General features: G+C 63.1%; 20 protein-coding genes and 1 tRNA gene. 12 read left to right on the forward strand and 9 right to left on the reverse strand.

Annotated elements, in window-relative coordinates; all coding sequences use genetic code 11:
- Window positions 1-64: 64 nt before the first annotated feature.
- Window positions 65-141, forward strand: a tRNA-Met gene (locus VNC39_RS16360).
- 176 nt (window positions 142-317) lie between these two features.
- On the opposite strand, the gene VNC39_RS16365 is transcribed toward VNC39_RS16360, so the two are convergent.
- The 7 genes from VNC39_RS16365 to VNC39_RS16395 all read right to left on the reverse strand — a co-directional run bounded on the left by VNC39_RS16365 (window position 318) and on the right by VNC39_RS16395 (window position 10,821).
- Entirely contained in the window at window positions 318-1,319 is a 1,002-nt protein-coding gene (locus VNC39_RS16365; protein ID WP_325400719.1) for a dihydroorotate dehydrogenase-like protein, read from the reverse strand.
- Between the two features lie 38 nt (window positions 1,320-1,357).
- Window positions 1,358-2,344, reverse strand: a complete 987-nt coding sequence (locus VNC39_RS16370; RefSeq protein WP_325400720.1) for a 2-hydroxyacid dehydrogenase — start codon at window positions 2,342-2,344, stop codon at window positions 1,358-1,360.
- 15 nt (window positions 2,345-2,359) lie between these two features.
- Complete coding sequence (nifJ, locus tag VNC39_RS16375; protein WP_325400721.1) at window positions 2,360-5,941, reverse strand: pyruvate:ferredoxin (flavodoxin) oxidoreductase; 3,582 nt, start codon at window positions 5,939-5,941, stop codon at window positions 2,360-2,362.
- Window positions 5,942-5,957: 16 nt separating this feature from the next.
- Window positions 5,958-7,586, reverse strand: a complete 1,629-nt coding sequence (locus VNC39_RS16380; protein ID WP_325400722.1) for an NAD(P)-binding protein — start codon at window positions 7,584-7,586, stop codon at window positions 5,958-5,960.
- A complete protein-coding gene (locus tag VNC39_RS16385; protein ID WP_325400723.1) occupies window positions 7,586-8,860 on the reverse strand; it encodes an MFS transporter in 1,275 nt (424 codons plus the stop codon). The genes VNC39_RS16380 and VNC39_RS16385 overlap by 1 nt, the downstream gene beginning before the upstream one ends.
- A 452-nt stretch (window positions 8,861-9,312) precedes the next feature.
- Window positions 9,313-9,915, reverse strand: a complete 603-nt coding sequence (locus tag VNC39_RS16390; RefSeq protein WP_408840921.1) for an NADPH-dependent F420 reductase — start codon at window positions 9,913-9,915, stop codon at window positions 9,313-9,315.
- A gap of 171 nt (window positions 9,916-10,086) precedes the next feature.
- The gene (locus VNC39_RS16395) at window positions 10,087-10,821 is read right to left on the reverse strand and encodes an SDR family NAD(P)-dependent oxidoreductase (protein WP_325400724.1); all 735 of its coding nucleotides are present in this window, start codon (window positions 10,819-10,821) and stop codon (window positions 10,087-10,089) included.
- A 288-nt stretch (window positions 10,822-11,109) separates the two neighbouring features.
- Here VNC39_RS16395 and VNC39_RS16400 point away from each other — a divergent pair, with 288 nt between their 5' ends.
- From VNC39_RS16400 to VNC39_RS16445, 10 genes are all read left to right on the forward strand, one after another.
- On the forward strand, window positions 11,110-12,006 hold the full coding sequence (locus tag VNC39_RS16400) for a LysR family transcriptional regulator (RefSeq protein WP_325400725.1): 897 nt from the start codon (window positions 11,110-11,112) through the stop codon (window positions 12,004-12,006).
- A gap of 252 nt (window positions 12,007-12,258) precedes the next feature.
- Complete coding sequence (locus VNC39_RS16405; RefSeq protein WP_325400726.1) at window positions 12,259-12,804, forward strand: carboxymuconolactone decarboxylase family protein; 546 nt, start codon at window positions 12,259-12,261, stop codon at window positions 12,802-12,804.
- Between the two features lie 83 nt (window positions 12,805-12,887).
- Window positions 12,888-13,724, forward strand: a complete 837-nt coding sequence (locus VNC39_RS16410; protein ID WP_325400727.1) for a helix-turn-helix transcriptional regulator — start codon at window positions 12,888-12,890, stop codon at window positions 13,722-13,724.
- A 187-nt stretch (window positions 13,725-13,911) separates the two neighbouring features.
- Window positions 13,912-14,925 carry a LacI family DNA-binding transcriptional regulator gene (locus VNC39_RS16415; RefSeq protein ID WP_325400728.1) on the forward strand — a complete coding sequence of 338 codons (1,014 nt, stop codon included), beginning with the start codon at window positions 13,912-13,914 and terminating at the stop codon, window positions 14,923-14,925.
- A 16-nt stretch (window positions 14,926-14,941) separates the two neighbouring features.
- Window positions 14,942-15,955 (forward strand): extracellular solute-binding protein, encoded by a 1,014-nt coding sequence (locus tag VNC39_RS16420; RefSeq protein ID WP_325400729.1) that lies wholly within the window; start codon window positions 14,942-14,944, stop codon window positions 15,953-15,955.
- Between the two features lie 42 nt (window positions 15,956-15,997).
- Window positions 15,998-16,783, forward strand: coding sequence for an ABC transporter permease (locus tag VNC39_RS16425; protein WP_325400730.1), 786 nt, complete (start codon window positions 15,998-16,000; stop codon window positions 16,781-16,783).
- A gap of 5 nt (window positions 16,784-16,788) precedes the next feature.
- Complete coding sequence (locus tag VNC39_RS16430) at window positions 16,789-17,589, forward strand: ABC transporter permease (RefSeq protein ID WP_325400731.1); 801 nt, start codon at window positions 16,789-16,791, stop codon at window positions 17,587-17,589.
- A complete protein-coding gene (locus VNC39_RS16435; protein ID WP_325400732.1) occupies window positions 17,586-18,623 on the forward strand; it encodes an ABC transporter ATP-binding protein in 1,038 nt (345 codons plus the stop codon). Before VNC39_RS16430 ends, VNC39_RS16435 begins: the two co-directional genes overlap by 4 nt.
- Window positions 18,620-19,441 (forward strand): phosphodiesterase, encoded by an 822-nt coding sequence (locus tag VNC39_RS16440; RefSeq protein WP_325400733.1) that lies wholly within the window; start codon window positions 18,620-18,622, stop codon window positions 19,439-19,441. The genes VNC39_RS16435 and VNC39_RS16440 overlap by 4 nt, the downstream gene beginning before the upstream one ends.
- Before the next feature lie 54 nt (window positions 19,442-19,495).
- On the forward strand, window positions 19,496-20,476 hold the full coding sequence (locus VNC39_RS16445; protein WP_325400734.1) for an Ldh family oxidoreductase: 981 nt from the start codon (window positions 19,496-19,498) through the stop codon (window positions 20,474-20,476).
- A gap of 122 nt (window positions 20,477-20,598) precedes the next feature.
- Here the strand turns inward: VNC39_RS16445 and VNC39_RS16450 are convergent, their stop codons facing one another.
- A complete protein-coding gene (locus tag VNC39_RS16450; RefSeq protein ID WP_325400735.1) occupies window positions 20,599-21,222 on the reverse strand; it encodes a Spy/CpxP family protein refolding chaperone in 624 nt (207 codons plus the stop codon).
- A 181-nt stretch (window positions 21,223-21,403) separates the two neighbouring features.
- On the reverse strand, window positions 21,404-21,709 hold the full coding sequence (locus VNC39_RS16455; RefSeq protein WP_325400736.1) for a hypothetical protein: 306 nt from the start codon (window positions 21,707-21,709) through the stop codon (window positions 21,404-21,406).
- 50 nt (window positions 21,710-21,759) lie between these two features.
- On the opposite strand from VNC39_RS16455, the gene VNC39_RS16460 reads away from it, so the two are divergent.
- Window positions 21,760-21,978, forward strand: coding sequence for a DUF7673 family protein (locus tag VNC39_RS16460; RefSeq protein WP_325400737.1), 219 nt, complete (start codon window positions 21,760-21,762; stop codon window positions 21,976-21,978).
- Window positions 21,979-21,988: the final 10 nt, after the last annotated feature.

Raw genomic sequence — 21,988 nt, forward strand, 5'->3', positions numbered from 1 at the left:
TTAAGGCACGGGAGAGTAGGTCGCCGCCAGGTCCTCCAACCTATCAAAACAACAAACCACACAACGCGGGGTGGAGCAGCCCGGTAGCTCGTCAGGCTCATAACCTGAAGGCCGCACGTTCAAATCGTGCCCCCGCAACCAATCACCAAATACACATATAAATCGTGACCAGACACAGCTAATGCTCTCCTGGCGATGTCCGTTACCCCCGGTGCAATGGGGTGACGATCTGAGGAACAAAACCGAGAGCCGGATGATTTTAGATCGAATCGCGCGGCGATCCGATCATTCATGGTTCGACTTAAGGTCATCGCGCTCTAGCTCGCGACACCCGCATTCAGCATCTTGATGTAGCTTGGCCGGCCATAGACGTCCTTCCGGGTTGATTTCGCCCTACTCATCAGGCCGCGAAGATCCGAGACGGAGTCGAAATGACGCGTTTCCATCCAGCCTCGCAGGCCACCCAGAAGCACAGTGAGATGGCCAGCGCCATGGCGTATCAAGGCGGACGTTGTCATCACGACATCCGCGCCAGCGAGAAGGAATTTCACCACATCATCAGCGCCTTCGACACCGCCCGATGCGGCCAGAGACGCCTCAGTCTGGGCAGCCAGAAGGGCGATCCATGATAGCGGCAGCGCCATCTCGGCATTCGTGCTGAGATGGATGCCTTCCGTCACGCGCAATGTCGCGAGGTCGATTTCCGGTTGCAGCAAGCGGTTGAACAGAACCAGACCGTCTGCACCGTTTTCCTGGAGCCGCCGGGCGAGATTACCGAGTGCGCTGGCATAAGGGGAGAGTTTCACGGCCAGAGGAATATCGACGGCGCGACGGGTGGCGTCGACAATGGCCACATAACGATCTTCGATCGCCTGACCGCTCATCGACATGTCGACCGGAACCATATACATGTTCAGCTCGATGGCGTCGGCGCCTGCCTGCTGCAGCAACGTCGCGTATTCGATCCAGCCTTCCTTCGTAGTCCCATTCAAGCTCGCGATGACCGGAATGGAAAGGGCCGCTTTGGCGCGCCGGACGAGACCGAGATACGCGTCCGGTCCCACGCCATAAGGACCGCTGATCAGCTCAGGAAAATAACTCGATACCTCGGGCGAGTTATAGCTGCCCCAACCGCGCAGGGAATCGTGAAGGGCGGCCTCGGCCTCGATCTGCTCCTGGAACAGCGATGGCAACACGACCGCGGCGGCGCCGGCATCTTCCACGCGGCGCAAATGGTCGAGTTCCGCATTGGCCGGCGCGGCCGACGCGATCAATGGGTTTTTCAACGACAGACCAAGATATTGTGTGGCAAGAGACATAGGGTGCTCCTTTTGAGGCAATCGTCGGCGATCGCGATTCAGGCTGCAATCGCGTGTGCGAGCGGGAGCCCGGCCGCATAGGCGGACAGGCTGGCAAGTGTCGTGTTCGCGATCTCCTGCAAGGCCTCTTGTGTCAGAAAGCCCATATGCGAAGTCACGATGACATTTTTGAACGTCATGAGCCTTGCCATGTCATCATCGGTCAGGATTTCATTGGAGAGATCCCGATAGAACATGGCCTCCTCCTTTTCGTAGACATCGAGGCCGACGCCACAGAAACGCCCTTCCTTCACCGTATCGATCAGCGCGTCCGTGTCGATCAGGCCGCCACGGCTGGTGTTGATCAGCACGGACCCTGGCTGCATCAGGCCAAGACGGCGCCGATCGAGCATATGACGCGTCTCCGGCGTGAGAGGGGCATGCAAGGAGACGATCTGGCTGGCGGCGAGCAGCTGTTCCAGTTCCACGAAGGTGATCGGCAGATCCGTTGGTGGCGGGGCCGGGTCGTAGGCCAGCAGCTGGCATCCCATCCCCTGCGCGATCGTTGCCACGGCCATACCGATCTGGCCGAGCCCGACGATCCCGAAGGTCTTGCCGTACAGATTAAAGCCGACGAGACCTTCAATGCTGAAATTTCCACCGCGCACGCGATCATGAGCCTGGGGCAGACGGCGGACCAGCGAGAGCACCAGCGCTAAGACATACTCAGCGACCGGATGCGGCGCATAGGACGGCACATTCACGACGCTCAGGCCGAGCCGCCGCGCCGCATCCATGTCGACATTGTTATGCCCGGCGCAACGCAACGCGATCAGGCGTACACCGCCGACCGCTAATTTCGTTAACGTCTCGTCATCGAATTGGTCGTTGACGAAGCCGATAACCGCATCGTGCCCCTCGGCCCGGTGTACGGTCGTGGGATCCAACCGCATATTCAGAAAACACAATTCGTGGCCGTGCATGGCGTTGGCCTTATCGAGCGCGGCCCGGTCATAACCGTGTGTATCGAAAACAATTACCTTCACGCTATCATGTCCTTGCTATTCGGATGCGCCGGGCGCGTCGGGGTTGAAGCGGCTGCCGTCGCGCATCGCGAGGTCCTCATATTGCCGGTATTTTTCATTGACCGCGCGCTGCGCTGCCGACATCAGAGATACCGCCTCGGCCGGGCGCGACTGCGCCAGGGTACGATAACGGATCTCATTATAGGCATAGTCCTTGAACGGAATGTGCGGCCGCGGCGAGTCCAGCCGGAAGGGAGATTCGCCGACCGCTCGCATCTCGGGGTTGAACCGGAACAGCGGCCAATATCCGCTGGCCGTTGCAAGATCCTGCTGCTTCAGGCCGAGCCGCATATCGATGCCGTGCGCGATGCAATGACTGTAAGCGAGGATCAGCGACGGGCCCTGATAAGCCTCCGCCTCGCGGAACGCCTGCAGCGTCTGCTGCGGATTGGCGCCCATCGCAACTTGCGCGACATAGACATTGCCATAGGCAATGGCCTGCAACGCCAGATCCTTGCGGGCGGTCCGCTTGCCGGCGGCGGCGAATTTCGCGACGGCGCCGAGCGGCGTCGCCTTCGACGCCTGACCGCCCGTATTCGAATAGACCTCGGTATCCAGCACCAGGACGTTTACGTTGCGGCCCGAGGCCAGCACGTGGTCCAGGCCGCCATAGCCGATATCGTAGGCCCAGCCGTCACCTCCCACGATCCAGATGCTGCGCCGGACAAGATGGTCGATGACGGAGAGCAGGTCACGCGCGGCCGGATCATCGGGCAGTGCCAGAAGGCGGACCTTTAGTTCGGCCACCCGCAGGCGTTGCGCCCGGATCTCCGATTCCTGAACCTGCGGCGCCTTGGCGATGGCATCGGCAAGCTCCGGGCCAATTTTCTCGGCGAGGCCGGCCAGCAGGGTCTGTGCGAGCGCCAGGTGCTGGTCGGCCGCAAGCCGGAAGCCAAGGCCGAACTCGGCATTGTCCTCGAACAGGGAATTCGACCAGGCGGGGCCGCGGCCCTCATGGTTTTTGCTCCAGGGAGTGACCGGGAGGTTGCCGCCATAGATCGAGGAACAGCCCGTGGCATTGGCGATTTGCGCGCGATCGCCAAAGAGCTGACTCAGCAGTTTGAGATAGGGCGTCTCACCACAGCCCGCACAGGCGCCGGGGAACTGGAACAGCGGCTCGAGAAACTGCACGCCACGGACATTGGCGAAGTCGACCCGGGCGCGGTCGTTGACCGGGAGCGTTTCGAAGAATTTGATATTGGCCTGCTCCCTCTCCAGGATCGGCAATTTCTCGGTCATGTTGATCGCTTTGACATCCGGTTCGCGCGGGCTGGTGGCCGGGCAGGCTTCCACGCAAAGCCCGCATCCCGTGCAATCCTCGACATAAAATTGCAGAGTGAAGCGTGCTTCCGGATAACCGCGCGCATTGACGGGCGCGGACTTGAAGCCTTCCGGTGCGGTGGCGAGCTGATCCTCGTTATAGTAGCGCGCCCGGATGACGCTGTGGGGGCAAACGAAACTGCATTGCCCGCACTGGATGCAGAGATCGTCGCGCCATTCCGGCACAATGTCGGACACGTTCCGCTTCTCATAGGCGCTGGTACCTGAGGGAAACGTCCCGTCGACCGGCATCAGGCTGACGGGGATCCGGTCGCCTTCTCCGGCGAACATCCGCGCGGTAACTTCCTTCACGAAAGACGGCGCGTCGGCCGGGACGAGCGGCGGCAATTCCTGCGCGTTGGTGACCATCGCCGGGACCGGAACTTCATGAAGGTGCAGCAATGTATCGTCGACGGCGGCAAAATTCTTGTCGACGACCGCCTGCCCCTTGCGGCCATAGGTCTTGCGTATGGATTCCTTGATATGGGCGATGGCTTTCTCGCGCGGCAGCACGCCGGAGATGGCGAAAAAGCAAGTCTGCAGCACGGTGTTTGTGCGCTGTCCCAGGCCGACTTGCCGGGCGACGGCGGACGCGTCGATGACAAAAAGCTGCAACCTCTTGTCGATGATGGCGCGCTGGACGGGGCGCGGCAGATGGGCCCAGACCTGATCCGCCGGGTAGGGCGCGTTGAGCAAGACGGTTGCGCCCGGCGCCGCTACCCGCAGCACATCCTGCCGTTCCAGGAAAACGAACTGGTGACAGGCGACGAAATTCGCCGCCGCGATGAGATAGGGCGCGTGGATCGGCGTCGCGCCGAAGCGCAGATGCGATACGGTCTGCGCGCCGGATTTGTGGGAATCGTAGACGAAATAGCCTTGCGCGAAGAGGCCGGCATCCTCGGCGAGAATCTTGACGCTGTTCTTGTTGGCGCCGACGGTTCCATCAGCGCCAAGCCCGAAGAACATGGCACGCGTGACATCCGGCACCTCGATGCTGAACTCGGGATCGACCGTGAGGCTCGTATGGCTGACATCGTCATCGATTCCGACCGTGAAGCTGGAGCGCGGCCGCTCCACTTTCAGTTCGTCGAACGTGGCTTTGACCATCGCCGGCGTAAAATCCTTCGAGGAAATGCCGTAGCGGCCACCGATGACCAAGGGCAGATGCGCACGCTCGCCGCGCGAGACCGCACCGGCCAGGCTGGTGACGATGTCCTGGAACAGCGGCTCGCCGATGGCGCCGCTTTCCTTCGTCTGTTCCAGCACGGCGATGCGGCGCACGGAGGCCGGCAGCTCGGCCAGGAGATGGCGCGTGGAAAAAGGCCGGAAGAGGCGCACCTGCAGCACACCGATCTTCTCGCCGGCCCGCCGCATCGCGGCCACCGTCGCGCGCGCCGTCTCCGCGCCTGAACCCATCAGCACCAGAACCTGTTCGGCCTCCGGGTCGCCATCATATTCAAACAACCGGTAATGCCGCCCCGTGAGAGCGCCAAAACGGTCCATGGCGGTCTCGACGATGCCAGGCACCCGCTCATAGAATGGATTCGCGGCCTCGCGCGCCTGGAAATAGGTGTCGGGGTTATGTGCCGTGCCCCGCACGAAAGGATGCTCCGGGTTGAGGGCGCGGGCGCGATGAGCCCGGACGAGATCGTCGTCGATCATCGCGCGGATCTCGGCGTCGCTGAGCAGTTCGAGCGTGTTCAGCTCATGCGAGGTCCGGAATCCATCGAAGAAATGCAGAAACGGGACACGCGATTCCAGCGTCGCCATCTGCGCAATCAGAGCGGAATCGTGCGCTTCCTGCACCGACGCGGACGAGAGCAGCGCGAAGCCCGTGGTCCGCGCCATCATGACGTCGGAGTGATCGCCGAAGATCGAAAGCGCGGAGGTCGCAACCGAGCGCGACGCCACGTGGAACACCGTCGACGTCAGCTCGCCGGCGATCTTCAGCATGTTCGGCAGCATCAGCAACAGGCCCTGCGATGCCGTGAAGGTGGTGGTCAGTGCACCGGATTGCAGCGCGCCATGCACCGCGCCCGCGGCGCCGCCCTCGCTCTGCATCTCCTGCACGAACGGGGAATTCCCCCAGATGTTCATCCGCCCCTCGGCCACCCACTGATCGGCGAGTTCCGCCATCGTGGAAGATGGGGTAATCGGGTAGATCGCGCAGACCTCGTTCACGCGATAGGCGACGTCGGCCACAGCCGTATTGCCATCCATGGTCGTTCTTGTGCTCATGATCGTCGTCCTTGGCTCAGATGTGCTCGGCGACCATGTCGATCGCATGGCACGGGCATTGTTCGAAACAAACGGCGCATCCGGTACAAAGCGCGAGATCGACCTTGTAACCGCGCTTGGGCCCGAGCTTTATGATTGCGGCTTCCGGGCAGGCGGCGAAGCAATTGTCGCATTCATAGCAATTGCCGCAGGACAGGCAGCGCGCGGCCTCATGCAGCGCCTGCCGCTCCGAGAGGCCGCCGACCACTTCGGCGAACCCTTCCCGCAATGCCTGGGCAAGCTCCGGCTGACGGGCCGGAAGCGCGTCGCTGTAGATCGGCAGATGAAGATCGGCGAAGCCGACGACCCGATGCTTGGCCGGCGGCTGATACTGCGCCCCGCGCAGCCAGGCATCGATATGCCGCGCCGCGCGCTTGCCTTGCCCAACCGCAATGGTCACGGATTGCTCGCCCGGAACCATATCGCCGCCCGCGAAGATCCCCGCATGGCCGGTCATCATGTCAGGGCCGACAATGACGGCCCCGTCAGCCGCAAACACGAGTCCCGGCACCTGCCGGAGGAAACCGCTTTCGGTTTCCTGGCCGAGCGCCAGCACGACGGCATCGGCACCGAGCGTTTCGAATTGCCCGGTCGGCTGCGGCTTGCCGTTGGCATCCAGCGCCATCATCTCGACGGTCAGTTCCGGGCCGATGACCTGCTTGATCGTCGTCAGCCACTTGATCTTGATGCCTTCTTCGATGGCCTCATCCGCCTCGAAGGCATGCGCGGGCATATGCGCGCGGTCGCGCCGGTAGACGATGAGCGTTTCCTCGGCGCCGAGCCGTTTGGCCGTTCGCGCGGCATCCATCGCGGTATTGCCGCCGCCATAGACCACGACCCGGCGGCCGAGCCGCGGCGTCTCGCCGGCGCCGACATGATGCAGAAGCGAAACCGCATCCAGCACCCGCGCGGCGTCACGCGCCGGAATATCGACACGTTTGCCCACGCCGGCGCCGATCGCGACGAACACGGCGTCGAATTGCCCCGCCGCCTGTTCGGCAAGAACATCCGTCACTTTACGGTTGGTGATGATCTTCACCCCCATCGCCTCGATGCGCCTTATCTCGCGCATCAGATCCTCACGCGGCAGCCGGTAGGCCGGGATGCCGAAATGCATCATGCCGCCGGCGAGTGGCCCGGCTTCATGGATCTCAACCGCGTGGCCCAGGCGCGCAAGGTGATACGCGGCCGACAATCCGCTCGGCCCGCCGCCGATGACGAGGACACGCTTGCCGCTGGGGGCCGCATCGCGCGGCAACGGCCACCCCTCGGCCGCCGCCTTATCGCCGAGGAAGCGCTCAACCGCATGGATGCTCACACTGCTGTCCAACGCCGCGCGATTGCAGCCGCCTTCGCACGGGTGATAGCAGACCCGGCCATGGATTGCGGGCAGCGGATTGTCCCGCACCAGATGTTCCCAGGCTGCGCGGAATTTGCCCGCCTGCGCCAGGCTCAGCCAGCCCTGAATATCCTCGCCCGCTGGGCACGCATGATTGCAAGGCGGCAACAGGTCGACATAGGCGGGATGGCTGCTGCGGGCCGGCCCGGTGGCCTGACGCTTCGTCATGTCGACGACCGGGCTCATATCTTTATGATGGTCACTCATCATTTTGTTCCCACAATGTCAGTTGGTTGGACCGCGCGGCCGGTCTCACGGATGAAACAGGCCAGCACCATGGCGAGGACAATCCCGATAAGGCCCACGACGCTGGCCTTCTGGAAGACGAGGAGCGTCAGCGATCCGCCGATGGAAAGATCCTTGAGCAACCAGCCATAGACCGGCGCCAGCAGCGCGCTGAACGTAAAGACCAGGAAATTGATCGCGCCCGTGGCACTCCCCTTCACATTGTCCGGATTCACCTCCTTGATGACCGTATAGGGGATCATCGCCGCGCCCGAGCCGATGCCCAGTAAGAGCCCCAGCACATAAGGCGGCATCAGATGCGGCAGATAGACAACCGTGCCGGAGGCGACCAACATCACCAGCGCGCCGCCGATCAGCACCGGTTTGCGGCGCCCAATCCGGTCCGCGATATATCCGAGCAGCGGACAACCGATGACCCAACCAAGCGGCACCATCGACGCGCGGTCAACGGCCTCGGCGAAACCGACACCGAGGCCCTGATGCAGATAAGGCACGCCCCAGATCATGTCGCCGATGGTCGTGGGCAGGAACAGCAGCCCGGCCGTGAAGCCACAAAGATAAGATTGCGGATTCGAGAGAACGGTTTTGTAAGGCTTAAGCATCGACAGGAGCGAGCCGGACCCGGCCGGCCGTGCGTCGTGCCCGCGTGGGGCCGCCACCCACACCAGCGCTGCGATCACCGCAAGGGCGAGACCCGACAGAACCCAGAACTGCTCCCAAAAGACCGTGCCATGAATGAGCCGCCCGACCACAAACTGCCCGGCGGAGCCGCCGAGCATGCCAAAGCATTGGGTAAATCCGACCGCCGTCGCAAGGTAACGCGGGGGAAACCCATGCGCGGCGAGATACACAGCGCCCGTGAATGCGAAGGCCGACCCCGCGCCCTGGAGCAACCGGCCGACCTCGGCGTCGCCGACGACGCCGAGGCCAAACAGGACGGCGCCCGCAGCTGTCAGCAGAATGCCGGCCGGAATGACGTATTTGGCGCCCAGCCCGTCAAGCGTCGCGCCCGCCACAATCGAGAAGGTCGAGTAAGTGTAATAATAGAGTCCGACGAGCGCACTAACACCGAGCGTGGTAAGCCCGAAGGCGCTGGTTAGTTCCGGAATCATTACCCCCGGCGCCGAGCGTAGGGCATACTGCCCGAAATAAAAGAGGAGGCAAAAGCCCCAGGCCACGATGAAGCCGAAGCGCGCGCTGCGTTCTGAATTTGCGGTCAAGACATTGGCTGACATTGCGGTGGGCACCTGCTTGTTGTGAGCGGAAGGTAGCCCCCGCCCCCGGGGTGCGCTTTGATGCGGATCAAATCCACCGATTGTCGGGACCGCTCGGCAGGCTGTTATTATTTTAGCAATGCATCAATTTTCTAACGTCACTTATGCAGCAGATCGGGTAGGCGATGCCTTCAAGGGCCAAGCCGGCTTGCCGTCATGAGCTGGAGCGATGAAAATAAATTATGATTTTTCAATGGGTGATGGCGTTCATAAGAGATTTAAACCTGCTGTTAGCGCCGTCAGAGGGTGATGAGTCGAGTTCGGTATCGGACGCTGACTTTCCTCGAACATGGCAGCGACCAACCGCCTCTATACCACCTGAGAAAGCGCTTTTACGTTGGTATCTTGGAACGTATGAGTAGCCGACGTTTTGGGGGCGTGCCTCTCGGGTCGGATCAGACGGCCGTCGGTCGCTACTGCTCCTTCTTGAGCAGATCCTGGAATATCAGGGGGCCCCAGATGCGGTCGCGTGCGTGGACCAGTGCGCCACCCTCATTGAGCTTTCCCAGCTTAACGGGTGCGAACCCGAGTTGTCTGGCAAGGGCCGCCACGGGAGCGGTCGCGTCCTCGTCGTCGCTCGACAGAAAGACGACCCGGTACCCGCCTTCGACGATTGGATCGGTAGCCAGGATGGCCGCAACCAGGTGATTGAAAGCTTTCACAAGCCTGGCGCCGGTGAACGCCTTCGCGACGAAGGCGGAGGACGGGAGGCCGTCCAGCTCTTCAGGGGGAACACCAAACGTGTTCATCGCGTCGATGATCGTCTTGCCCTTCCAGTTCGGCAGGGCCTTCGCAACCTCGCGATGCTCTCCGAACGGGACCGCCAGAATGATTGTGTCGGCCTCAAGCGCGTCGTGCAGCGACTTGGCGACGACCGTGGGGCCGATCGCCCGAGCCTGCTGTGCCAGTGCCTCGGGCAGCCGGCGGCTCGCCACGGTGACGTGGATATTCCTACGGGCGAAGGCGTGGGCCAGGGCCTGACCGATCTTGCCGAATCCTATAATCGCATAGCTCATGATACTTGTCCGATCCGTCTCGATGTTGATGTTTCGTGTTCAGGAGCACCGGATTTTCCGTTCCGTCATGTGGAAATTGTCGCGGTGGTGTTGTGAACGACATCCGCGTGGCCGGCCCGACCGTTCAGCGCGATGTCGTTCCACCATGGACTCCGGCGATCCGACGCGAATTCAGATGGCCGAGAAGCCGCCGTCGACAGACAATTCCACCCCATTCACGAAGCTCGAATCGTCCGAGGCAAGAAACAGCGCGGCCGTCGCGATTTCTTCGGGACGACCCATCTTTCCCCGTGGGATCAGGGATTCGAACATCTGTTTCGCCTCCTCGGTGAGAACCTGGTCCTGCATCGGCGTGGCGATCGGCCCTGGGTGCAGCACGTTCACCCGGATGTTCCTACCCTTCAGTTCGTTGAGCCACCCGCGTGCGAAGGCGTGCAACGTCGCCTTGCTCGCGGCATAGACGCTGTAACCGGGAAACCCTTTGATGGAAGCAACGGACCCGGTCATGAAGATCGACCCGCCGTCGTTGAACAGCGGCAACGCCTTCTGGACCGTGAACAGCGTGCCGCGTGCATTCAGGTTGAAGGTCGCATCGAAATGCTGCTCGGTAATCTCGCCCAGTGGGACGGCTTCGCCGATACCCGCGCTCGCGTACAGGATGTCGATCTTGCCCTTTTCCCGCTTGACCGTGTCGAACAGACGATCGAGGTCGTCGAGATTGGACGCGTCGCCGCGCACGCCGGTCACGTTCCGGCCAATCAGCTTCACAGCCTCGTCGAGCGCCTCCTGCCTCCGGCCTGTGATGAAGACATAAGCACCTTCCTCAACGAACCGCTTGGCGCTCGCCAGCGCCATGCCGCTCGATCCACCCGTGATGACGGCAACCTTACCCTTGAGCTTTCCCATGATGTCTCCCTTCGGATTCCGCTTTCGGTCGTACGGGGCTATCCCCGGAACCCCGACATAGGTCCGCCAGAGCAGGGCGTTGAGTGCGCAAACCCGCACATCGGTGGTGCGAAATTTATCCGGTTGGGCGGCTGACGCCGGGCGCTGCCATCAGTGCTTGCCATCGTAATTTTGCCCTTCCGACTGACATGGGCCATAATCATCACCCATGCACCATTATTCGAAAGGGGCTCCGATGGTGTTGGAGGCCGGCTCTGGAAGGCGCGCCGTGCGGTGCGGGATTGCACCATGATCGATTGGGATGACGTTCGCTATTTTCTTGCCGTCGCGCGTGGAGGTTCGGTGCGGGCCGCGGCCGAGCGCCTCGCGGTGAACCACGCGACCGTGCTGCGGCGCATCGCCCAGCTCGAGGCACGCCTTGGGGTGCAGATTTTTGAAAAGCGGCCTTCGGGCTACCGCATGACGGAAGCGGGCGAGGAGGTGCTGGAATTCGCGGACCAGATGGAAGCGTCGTCGCACTTGCTGGAAACACGGATCTTTGGGCGCGATCAGAGCGCGCGCGGGCTTTTGCGGGTGACGCTGCCACCCTTCCTCGCGACACATCTGCTCATGCCGGATTTCGCCGATTTCGCACGTCTGCACCCGGATATCGAGATGGAAGTCCTATCGACCGGCGAGGTCGTCAATCTGACCAACCGGGACGCCGATGTCGCGATCCGCGTGGTCGTCGACAGCAAGACCTTGCCGCTCAATCTCCACGGCCTGAAGGGGCCGGAATTGTCCGGCGGCATCTATATGTCTCGCGACAGGCTGGAAGCGTGGCGTGCAGGTGCGCAAGATGCCCTTCGTTGGATCGTCATCAACAATCACGGAATCCCGGACTGGGCGCGGCAGAGTGAAATTCAAACCACGAAAGTTCCGTTCAGGACCCCGGACGCCGAAGCGCAGATCGCCGCCGCACAGCAAGGGATCGGGATGACGAAACTGCCGTGTTTCGTCGGAGATGCCGCCCCCCTGCTGGTGCGGGTGCCCGGCACCGATTTGCACATGCATGGAACGCTCTGGCTTCTTACGCAGGGGGAAACACGCAAGACGAAGCGCGTGCGGCTCTTCACTGAGTTCATATCCCGCAGGCTCGCCGCGTACGCTCCGCTTCTCGCGGGGCTGTCCATATCGCGTAACTGAGGCCCGGCAGGCCGATGCGCCGAGGGCAAAAGAATGATCCGATAGGGTCACCAAGGGAGTGACGGGTTTTCTATCTTTTCACCCAAGACCTGACAGTCCGCTTTCCCCCATGTCGGTAGTCGGAATCGGATAGCCCAATAGCATATCTGTTCACCGATTACCTCTCAGGTAGTTGGCGAGCCACAGCGCTTCCGATTTGATCCTCGCTGTTCGGACAGAATTTGTCCGTGGCACATCCCTAAAGGAACGATCATGACTTATCCGATTCACACACTGAATTCGGCCCCGGCAGCGTCACAGCCGATCCTTGCGAACTTGCAGCAGGCTTTCGGGCTCATTCCCAACATCGCCGGCGCCATGGCCAGCTCGCCAGAGCTGCTCAAGGGGTTTTGGGGCTTGTTCCAGCAAGTCCATTCCGGTACCTTTACCGAAGCCGAGATCCAGGCTCTGCTGCTGACCAATGCCGTCACCAATGGCTGCTGCTGGGCCGTGGCGTTCCACACCATTCTGGCGCTGAGGGAAGGTTTGACTGAAGCGGATGTGGAGGCCATCCGCGCCGGCAAGCTGCCTGCCCATGCGCGCCTCGCCGCCTTGTCGCATCTGGCGCGCCGCCTGATTGAGACACGTGGCCATGTCACGCAACAGGATCTAGGAGGCTTCATCGCCGCCGGTTTCACCCGGGCGCAGAGCATGGAAATTCTAGCCGTTACGGCGGCCTCGACCATCACAAACTATGGCGGCACCATCACGCAGCCGCCGTTGGAGGATTTTTTGGTCCCGCATGCTTGGCGGGGATGATGAGCTGGCCGTCAGCCTCATGCCGAGGCATGATGCTGGCGGTGCCGTTATCATGGGATCAAGCTGACCACAGGAGGGCGTGAATGGCAACGCAAACCATGGCAGACAGGCCGCAAACCGGCATATTGCTGCGCCAGTGGCGCGAGCTGCGCGGCAAGAGCCAGCTCGACCTCTCGCTCGATGCCGGCGTGTCGCAACGCCATATCAGTTTCATCGAGGTTGGGCGCAGCATACCCAGCCGGCAGATGCTCATCGACATTGCCACGGTACTCGACATGCCCCTGCGCGACCGCAACAGCTTGCTGCTCGCCGGCGGCTATGCACCGATCTATCCCGATATTGCCTGGGACGGCCCTGAGATGGCTGCCATAAACCGTGCGCTCTCTCGCATGCTGCTCCAGCATGAGCCGTTTCCAGCGCTGGTGATGGACCGCTACTGGAATGTGCTGATGACCAATCAGGCAGCCCCACGCTTCTTCGGCCAGTTCTGCGATCTTTCGGCGCGCCGGCATCCCCGCAACATGCTGGAGTTGATGTTCGATCCAGCGGCGATGCGTCCTTTCATTGCCGATTTTGCCACTATGGCGGCAAGCCTCATTCAGCGTGTTCATCGTGAATCGGTCGGGCGGATCGTCGATGACAGGACCAAGGCATTGCTAACAACGCTGCGCGCCTTTCCCGATATCCCGCCGCCGCATGCCGAAGCTGGGGCACCATCCGCCATGCCGGTCATCCCGCTCAGCTTTATCAAGGGCGGCAGGCGGCTGAATTATTTTTCCATGGTGACGAGCGTGGGAACGCCGCAAACAGTCGCGGCCCAGGAACTGCGTATCGAAACCATGTTTCCTGCCGACGAGGAAACCGAGATATTACACAGAGCACTGCTCGGTGACGGCGACTTCGAAAATTCTCAGGAGTGATCGAGATGCGGGACGATATTCATCTCCAAACATCGGTTTACGAGCGGAAATAGTGCACGGCTTGGCTCGCTGGGGCCGATCTGGACAAACAACGCGGCCCGCCCGCGCTGGAGCTTGGCGGCAGGCTTCATGTAAACGTTTTCTTTTTGTCGCCAAACCGTCATGGTTCGCCGGCTAAGGAGCGGCCATGAATGGTCCGCCGCGTCCTACCTTGCATGATGTCGCCGCCTGCGCGGGGGTTTCCATCGCCACCGTCTCGCGGGTCCTGAACGGCACCGGCATCATCCGCCCGGAAACCGCGGCGCGGGTGCGCGAGGCTGTGCGCCAACTCGGCTTCCGCCCCAACCGCATGGGGCGGGATCTGCGCATGGGACAAAGCCGCAGCATCGGCGTGCTGCTGCCCACGCTCGCCAACCCGGTATTTGCCGACAGCGTGGCCGGCATCCAGGAGGCCGCGCGCGACGCGGGCTGGACGGTGCTGATCACCTCCAGCGATTATGACACGCACCACGAACAAGCCGCTGTCGACGGGCTGCTGGCAGAACGCGTGGCCGGGCTGATCATCACCGTGACCGATGCGGCCCATTGCCCGACCCTGGATGGGTTGGATGAGGAGCACACGCCCTATGTGCTCTTCCACAACGAATCGCCCCGCCCGGAACGCTCCAGCGTGGCGGTCGATAACGCCCTGGCCGGGCACGATGCGGCCACGGCGCTGATCGCGCGGGGGCACCAGCGTCTTGGCATGGTGGCCGGGCGCTTCATCGCCTCCGACCGGTCCCGCCTGCGCCATGGAGGTTTCATCGCCGCCGTGCGTGCCGCCGGATTGCCCGACCCGGCGCTGATCGAGATCGACTTCAACAATGATCTCACCTGCGACGCGCTCCGCGCCGCTTTTCTAAACCCCCAGCGTCCGACGGGCATTTTCTGCTCGAATGATCTGCTGGCGCTGCGCACCATCGCCCGGTTGCGCGAACTCGGGCTGGGCGTGCCGGACGATGTGTCCGTCATCGGCATGGACGGCATCAATGTCGGCCAGCTCATTGCGCCGAGCCTCGCCTCCATCGTTCAGCCCGCGCGCGACATGGGGCGGCGGGCGTTCGAGCATCTTCTGGCGCGCATCGCGGGCGAAGCGCCGCCCCAACAGATCCGCCTTCCTCATCTCTACCGTCCCGGTCAGTCACTTTCGACTGCCCACTAACAGGAGTGATCGCTTCATGTTCAGACGTACCATGTTGACGCTTTCCGGCGCGGCCGCGGCCTCCGCCATGACGGCGCGTGCTGCTCTCGCCGATGAAATCGCCATCTGCTACAATTGCCCGCCGGAATGGGCGGATTGGGCAGGGCAGCTGAAAGCCTTCAAGAAAGCCACCGGCATCACCGTGCCGTTCGACGACAAGAATAGCGGCCAGGCCATGGCTGCCGCGCTGGCCGAACGCGCGCACCCGGTGGCGGATGCGATGTATCTGGGCGGGCAGGTCGGCATCCAGGCGAAAGCGGCGAAGTTGACCCAGCCCTACAAGCCGGCGGGCTTCGACCAGGTTCCGGCCGGGCAGAAGGACCCGGAGGGCTACTGGTTCGCGATCCATAGCGGCACGCTGGGCTTCTTCGTGAACACCGCCGCGCTGGGCGGCAAGCCCGTGCCGCAAAGCTGGAACGATCTCCTGAACCCCACCTATAGCGGCATGATCGGCTATCTCGATCCCTCCAGCGCCGCCGTGGGGTATGTCGGCGCCGTGGCGATCAATCTCGCTTTCGGCGGGAGCTATACGGATTTCACCCCGGCGATCAATTACTTCAAGAAACTGCGCGCCAACCAGCCGATCGTGCCGAAGCAGACCGCTTATGCGCGCGTGCTCTCCGGCGAGATCCCCATCCTGCTGGATTATGATTTCGATGCCTACCGCGCCAAATATACCGACAAGGCGCCGGTGGAATTCGTGATTCCGCAGGAAGGAAGCGTGAGCTTTCCTTACGTGATGACGCTGTTGGCCAACGCGCCGCATCTGGCGAATGGCAAGAAGCTGCTGGATTTCACGCTCTCCGACGAAGGCCAGAAATTGTGGGCCGCGGCCTATCTGCGTCCCGCCCGCCCGGTCCCGCTGCCGGCCGAGATCGAAGCGCGCTTCCTGCCCGCGAGCGATTACGCCCGCGCCAAGCCGGTTGATCTGGCGGCACTGGCGGCGGCGCAGAAGGGGTTCGCCGCCCGCTACGTGGCTGAACTGTCCTGAATGTCTGAGCGCCGTCCTGGCGAAACAGCAAGGCTGGCAGGGATGCTCCTGCCAGCCGCGCTGGTATTTCTTGCCTTCTTCATCGTGCCGTTCGGCGCCTTGCTGCATGTCGGCGCGCAAGGCGCCAACGGCATCGGCGGCTTTTGGTTGGCGCTGACGGACCCGAGGCATCTGGAAAGCTTGGTGGCGACACTCATCCTCTCGGCGGTGGTGACAATCGCGACGCTGATCCTCGGCGGCGTGTGCGGGCTGTTTCTGGGCCGGCATCATTTTCCCGGCCATGCGCTGCTCGTCTCGATCCTCACGCTGCCACTGGCGTTTCCGGGCGTTGTGGTGGGGTTCATGATCATCATGCTGGCCGGGCGCCAGGGGCTGGTGAGCGAAATCAGCCTCGCCTTGCATGGCGGACGGATCGTGTTCGCCTATTCGGTCTGGGGGCTGTTTCTCGGCTATCTCTATTTCTCCATTCCCCGCGTGGTGCTGACGGTGATGGCTGCGGCCGCGATGCTCGAGGCCAGTTTTGAAGAAGCGGCGCGCAGCCTGGGCGCGAAGCCCGCGCGCGTGTTTCTCGACGTGACGCTGCCGGCTTTGAAACCCGCGCTGATTTCCGCCGGCGCGCTCACCTTCGCCACCTCCATGGGCGCGTTCGGCACCGCCTTCACGCTGGCCACGCGCATCAATGTGCTGCCGATGATGATCTACACGGATTTCACCCTCACCACCGATCTCTCCGCCGTCGCCGCCCTTAGCCTGCTGCTGGGGTTGGTGAGCTGGGTGGTGCTGAGCCTGGCGCGCGGCGCCACGGGCAGCGGCGCGGCGGCGGGGTGAGCGTGATGTCCACCCATCGCCGTTCCGGCTTCTGGCTGCAGCTTGGCCTCACGCTGCTCGTCTGCGCCTTCATCGCGGTGCCGATGGGTTATTCCGTGTTGGCCGGGTTGATGCGCAACGCCTTTATCGGGCTGAGAAGCGGCCTCACCCTCGAATGGGTCGGCCAGGTTCTGCAGCTTTATTGGCCAACGATCCTGCTGTCCGTGGAAATCGCTTTGCTCTGCCTGGTGGCGACGCTGCTGATCGGCATACCCGCCGCCTATGCGCTGGCCCGCGCCCCGGGGCGGCTGGCGCGGCTGGCGGAGGAGGCCCTGGTATTGCCGGTGGCGGTGCCGGGCCTGGCCACCGGCCTCGCTTTGGTGGTGGCCTATGATGGCTGGGGCGGCTTTCGGCAAAGCATCTGGTTCATCCTGGCCGGGCATGTGCTGTTCACGCTGCCCTTCATGTTGCGCGCCGTGCTGGCCGTGATGTCCAGCGCCGATCTGCGGATCCTCGAAGAAGGGGCGGCCAGCCTGGGGGCCAGCTTCATACGGCGCTTTTTCGATGTCGTGCTGCCCAATTGCCGCACCGGCATTCTTGCGGGCGCGCTCACCGTCATCACCCTCTCGATGGGTGAATTCAACCTCACCTGGATTTTGCACACGCCTGTGACCCAGACCCTGCCGGTGGCGCTGGCCGATGCCTATGCCTCCATGCGCCTTGAAATCGGCAGCGCCTACACGCTGGTGTTTTTCGTGCTGATCGTGCCTTTACTTCTCTGCCTGCAACGCGCCACCCGCCCGCAGACGGCCAGGAAACGCCCATGACCACCACCATCAAACTCGAACAATGCGGCAAGAGCTTTGCGCAGACGCGCGTGCTGGAGCCGGTGAACCTCACCGTCAATGCCGGCGAAACCCTGGTGTTGCTCGGCCCCTCGGGCTGCGGCAAAACCACGCTGCTGCGCCTGATCGCCGGGCTGGAAACGCCCGATGCGGGCGGGCGCGTGATCTTCGACGCGCGCGACGTGACGCGGCTGCCCATCGAGAAGCGCAATGTCGGCATGGTGTTCCAGAGCTATGCCTTGTTTCCGAACATGAATGTTGCGGAGAATGTCGGCTATGGCTTGAAGATTCGCGGTGTGCCGAAACCGGAGCGCGAGGCCCGCGTGGCGCAGATGCTGGAGATGATGCGCATTCCGGATCTGCGGCATCGCCTGATCAGCCAGCTTTCCGGCGGGCAGCGCCAGCGCGTGGCCCTGGCCCGCGCCGTGGCGGCGGCGCCGGATGTGCTGCTGCTGGACGAGCCGCTGACCGCCCTGGATGCCAAGCTGCGCGAAACATTGCGCGTGGAAATCGACACGCTGCTGCGCAAGCTCGGCATCACCACGATCTACGTCACGCACGACCAGGCTGAGGCCATGGCGCTGGCGGACCGGCTGGTGGTGATGCAGAAAGGCCGGATCGCGCAGATCGGCACGCCGCGCGAGATCTGGTTCAACCCGGCTGACCGGTACGTGGCGGAATTCATCGGCGCCGCCGCATCGCTTTCCGGCAGGGTTGAGAACGGCATGCTCCGCCTCTCCGGCCTCAGCGTGCCCTGGGCGGCGCCGGATGGCCCGGTGCGGGTGATGCTGCGCCCCCACGCGCTGCGCCTGGCCGGCGCGCATGACGGAACCGGCGTTGAAGTCTGCGCTGCGCAATTCATCGGCGAGCGCACGCGCCTCACCGTCGCCCTGCCGGACCGGACCCTCGTCTCCCTCGATGCCAGCGCCAGCATCATCGCTGTCCCCGGCGACATCCTGCATGCGGCCCTCGATCCCGCCGCCCTCATCGTTTTGCCTGAAAGCCAGACCCCATGATTCTCGCCCAGCTCACCGATCTTCACATCAAGGAAGAAGGCCGGCTCGCCTACCGGAAAATCGACACCTCCGCCGCCCTGGAGGCGGCCTTTGCGCATCTGCGCACCCAGACCACGCGGCCCGACCTCGTGCTGTTCACGGGCGACCTCGTGGATACCGGGCGGCCTGAGGAATATGCGCGGCTGCGCACCCATCTGGCGGGCCTCGACATCCCGTTCTTCCTGATGCCGGGGAACCATGACGACCGCGCCGCCCTGCGCGCGGCCTTTCTGGACCATGCCTATCTCGGCCGGGAAGGCGATCGCATCTGCTACATCATCGAGCACCTCCCGCTGCGCATCATCGCGCTGGATAGCCTGGTGCCCGGCCAGGGCGGCGGCGCGCTGGGGGAAGGGCAGTTGGACTGGCTCGCCGCGCGCCTGGCCGAACAGCCGGACCGCCCCACGCTGGTGGCGCTGCACCACCCGCCCTTCGCCACGGGCATCGGCCATATGGACCAGATCGGCCTTGCGGACAGCGCCGCTTTCGCCGAAATCATCGCGCGCCATCCCCAGGTCGAACGCGTGCTCTCGGGCCATGTCCACCGCCCCATCCATGCGCGCTGGGCCGGCACCATCGCCTCCATCGCGCCCTCGACCGCGCATCAGGTGGCGCTCGATCTCCGGCCGGACGCGCCCTCCGCCTTCGTTCTGGAGCCCGCAGGCTATCAGCTTCACCATTTCACGCCCGGCGCCGCGCTCACCTCGCACACCGCCATTGTGGGGGATTGGGCGGGACCGTTCCCGTTCTTCGATGAAGAGGGGCGGCTGATCGAGTAGCGTCCGCGTCTCATCCTATATCGCGAAAATGATCGTCGAAGTATTGGAGTCAGCATGAGCGATATTATGACGATGAGCTTGGATGAAGCACGCACACGCGCGGCGGCCACGCTGACGGCGAGCGGCGCCGGCGCGGTAGCGGCTGCCTCGGTGGCCCGCGCGCTCGTGCTGGCGCAGGCTGATGGCATGGGCGGGCACGGTTTGATGCGCTTGGCCTCCTATGCTGCGCAGGTGCGCGCCGGCAAAATCGACGGCAACGCGCGGCCGCAATTATCAGCCTCTCTGCCGGGTGCGATCGCCGTCGACGCCGCGAACGGCTTCGCCTATCCGGCGCTTGACCTGGCGGTGGACCGCCTGATCGACGCCGCGCGCCGCCAAGGCATCGCGTTTGCGGGTGTGCGCCGGTCAAGCCATTGCGGCGCCATGGGGTTGTTCGTCGAAACGCTGGCGCGCGCCGGCCTGGTGGCGCTGATGGTCGCCAACACGCCCGCCGCCATGGCGCCCTGGGGTGGACGGCGGGCCTTGTTCGGCACCAACCCGATCGCCTGCGCGTTTCCGTATCGGGAGGACCCGCTCCTGATCGATCTCTCGCTCTCCAAAGTCGCGCGCGGTCACGTGGTGGCGGCCAGCCAGAAAAAGGCGGCGATTCCCGATGACTGGGCGCTCGACGCGCAAGGCAACCCGACCACCGATGCGCTGGCGGCGCTGGCCGGCACCATGTTGCCGGCGGGCGGGGCCAAGGGGGCGTCTCTGGCGCTGATGGTCGAGGCGCTGGCGGCGGGCGTGACAGGTGCCCATTTCGCCTTCAACGCCTCTTCGTTTCTCGACGACAAAGGTCCGGCGCCGGCAACGGGACAATTGCTGATCGCGCTGGTTCCGGACGCGGTGGGCGGCAGTACGGCACATCTGGCTGAACTTTTTGCCGCCATCGAAGCCGAGCCCGGCGCAAGGCTGCCGGGCGCCAGACGGTTTTCAATCCGGCGGAGCGCGGAACGAAACGGCATCGCGGTCGAGCCGGGCTGGTTCACTGGTTAGGCCGGGAACCCGAACTACGGCCGGTCTAACCGGCGTAAGCGGGGGCTTTCATTCCTCTCGCGGCCCTCAGCCGCAGGCGGCGGCTGAGGGCCGATCGAGCGGTTGGGTTGTGATGTCTTCGCTCACCAGCCGCCTGGCCCCATCATGCCGGGGCCCATCATCCAGCCGCGGCCACCGCGCCTGGTTGCGAGGCCGGGTAGAATCTCGCTGGCCTGCCCCTGCTGATACGGCGTCAGATGCGTCAGCAGCGCGTCCGCCGCGGCCTTCTTCTGTTCATAATTCTGCTTCATCAACACAACCATCTTGCTCATGGCGTCAAAACGCTCATCGGGTGTCATTTTCCTGTTGGCAGTTGGCTGCCACAATGACCTCATCCCGGCCACGCGCCCCTGCTCCGCCGCCGTTACCGCGGCGGCATAGGTGTTCCAGGCATCGGTTTCGTCAGCCGTGATTTTCAGATCGTCCTTCAGTGTGGCAAGCTGGTCGGCGATCGAGACTTTCGGACCTCCCCACCGGCCGTCCGGGCCGCCTGGCCCGCCCATCATGCCGGTCCCTATACCCCCCATCATGCCGGGCCCCATGCCATAGTAGCCACCCATCATGCCGGGGCCTGTCGTTTGGCCCACCTGACCTGCGGAGTCGGGAGCCGCGGCGTTCGGCGTCTGCGCCAGGGCGACCGTGGCAATACCGGCAACCCCTAAGAGAGTTACGGCAAAGCCGCCAAGCCTATGCGGTGTCTTGTTCATGGAATCATCTCCTGCAATTGCCAGGACGACGCGCCACGAAAACCAGCAACACGCCATCGCGGAACCTGACCCAAACATAGGCACGACGACCCCACCTTGATTTCGCTCAAAACTCGGCTTCTGGTTTGCGAAGGTCGACCTTGGGTATTCAGCGCTTTCCTTTGAACGTCGCGCTGCAATTTCATAATAAAACAGCAATGAGTATGGGGTTTGGCGCTTGCCGCGAGGTGGCGAATCCGCCGTCTTGAAAGGCAGCAGGGGAAGCGCCGCCGAACAAGCCCTCCATTTCAACGGTGAGACGGCATGCGGTGCACGCCGCGACGCTGACTTGATCCAGATCAAAACGCTTGAACTGCGCCTTCTTATAATGCCGATCAGCTTGAATTGGCGCGGCCTGCGTGCCAGCCGGAATGATGCGACATATATCAGTTTGCAGCCGGGAGAGGTTGATCAATGTCAGAAAGTCATAGCCGAGGCAATGCTGCACTGCGACGCTTGGTGCGAATTGCCCAAGGTGATACGGAGCAAGCTCGTCGCGTGGCCAATTTTCTGCTCGCTTGGTGGAATGCCGCCGATTGTGGCGGCTTTGACTTTACGGATCTCTGGACGCTCGACACGTCGACCGCAGAAGACATTGTCGCCGTCATTGATCTGATCGCACACTGGCACGAATATCCTGCTGATATTGGGATGAGAGCGGAATTTGACCGCCTTGCCGGGCGCTGGCGACCGCAATTATTTGAGGAAGGGCCGTGAGGGTTCGGCG

The sequence above is a fragment of the Acidocella sp. genome, from assembly GCF_035535915.1.
Taxonomy (GTDB): domain Bacteria; phylum Pseudomonadota; class Alphaproteobacteria; order Acetobacterales; family Acetobacteraceae; genus Acidocella.